The sequence below is a fragment of the Cupriavidus sp. GW821-FHT07C08 genome (genome assembly GCF_059419025.1).
Map to the genome: position 1 here is coordinate 1 of NZ_JBWKQZ010000080.1, position 1,318 is coordinate 1,318.

Annotated in this window: 1 protein-coding gene; it reads left to right on the forward strand. The window is 59.7% G+C overall.

Going from position 1 to position 1,318, the window contains the following annotated elements; all coding sequences use genetic code 11:
* Positions 1 to 64: 64 nt before the first annotated feature.
* Positions 65 to 1,291, forward strand: coding sequence for an ISL3 family transposase (locus tag AC07UK_RS38750; RefSeq protein WP_494688352.1), 1,227 nt, complete (start codon positions 65 to 67; stop codon positions 1,289 to 1,291).
* Positions 1,292 to 1,318 lie beyond the last annotated feature (27 nt).

Sequence of the window (1,318 nt, forward strand, 5' to 3'; positions counted from 1 at the left end):
AGCCTCTTTTGAATTTCAAGTGGGTGGTATCGTGGCGGGTTTCAGGTAAAGAGCAACACGAGCGATGCATAGCAAACTGTTTGAAGCAGCCCTTGGCGTAAGCGATCCGTGGTTCGTCCGGGAAGTCGACTTCAACGCGCAAACCAAGACGTTGACGATCCGGATTGACTTTGTCGCCGGCAGCCGCTTTTCCCACCCGGAGATCGCCGGTGGGCACCCGGTTCACGACACGGTGACCAAACGCTATCGGCACCTGAACTTCTTCGAGCACGACTGCTATCTGGAAGTCCGCACGCCACGCGTGAAGCTTCCCGACGGCCGCGTGGCGTTGGTCGAGCCGGACTGGGCTGGCAAGCTCTCTGGCTTCACGTTGCTGTTTGAAGCCATGGTGGTGGCGCTTGCGCAGCAGATGCCGTTTTCTGCTGTAGCCAGAACGGTGGGTGAGTCGTGGCATCGCGTGTACGCTATCTGCGAGCGCTATGTCGACCTCGCGGTGGCCGAATTCGATCTGGCCGGCATGACCGCTGCCGCCGTTGACGAAACGTCCTACAGGCGCGGTCACAACTACCTGACGCTTGTCGCTGATGCCGACGCGCGTAACGTCGTGTTTGTGACCGAAGGCAAGGATGCTGCCACGGTTGGCAAGTTCGCTGAACATCTGCGCGAGCACAACGCTGCGCCTGAGCAGATCGGGGTGGTCAGTATCGACATGTCGCCGGCGTTCATCAAGGGCGTCAGCGAGCATTTGCCCAACGCGCGCATCACCTTCGACAAGTTCCATGTCGTGGCGCACGCTTCGGCAGCCGTGGACAAGACTCGGCGTATCGAACAGAAGACCGATCCAAGCCTCAAAGGCCTGCGCTGGACGCTGCTCAAGGATCGGGACGGCTTGCCAGCCGCACAGCGTGCCGATCTCGACGCGTTGATCGCCAACGTCACGACCAAACGCACCGCCCGTGCCTGGCTGTATCGCGAGCAGTTGCGCGACATCCTTGGGCGCAAGCAGATCAACGTTGTTTCCGCAATGCTCGAGCAGTGGTGCACCAACGTCATGCGATCCAAGGTCGAGCCAATGAAGGAGGTCGCGCGCATGATCCGCAAGCATTTCGACGGCATCGTTGCTTGGACCCAGACGCGCCAGACCAATGGCTTCCTGGAGGCGCTCAACGGCCTGTTCCAAGCCGCCAAGCGCAAGGCCCGCGGTTATGTGAGCTTCAAAACCATGCGCACCGTGATCTTCCTGATCGCCGGAAAGCTCGACTTCTCCTCGATCAACCCGCATGCCGCATAACCCACTCATTTTTCAAAAGAGCCAGAT

What these genes read in the sequence shown, in the direction of transcription:
- AC07UK_RS38750 (WP_494688352.1), top strand. Translation starts at nt 65, where the DNA reads ATGCATAGCAAACTGTTTGAAGCAGCCCTTGGCGTAAGCGATCCGTGG.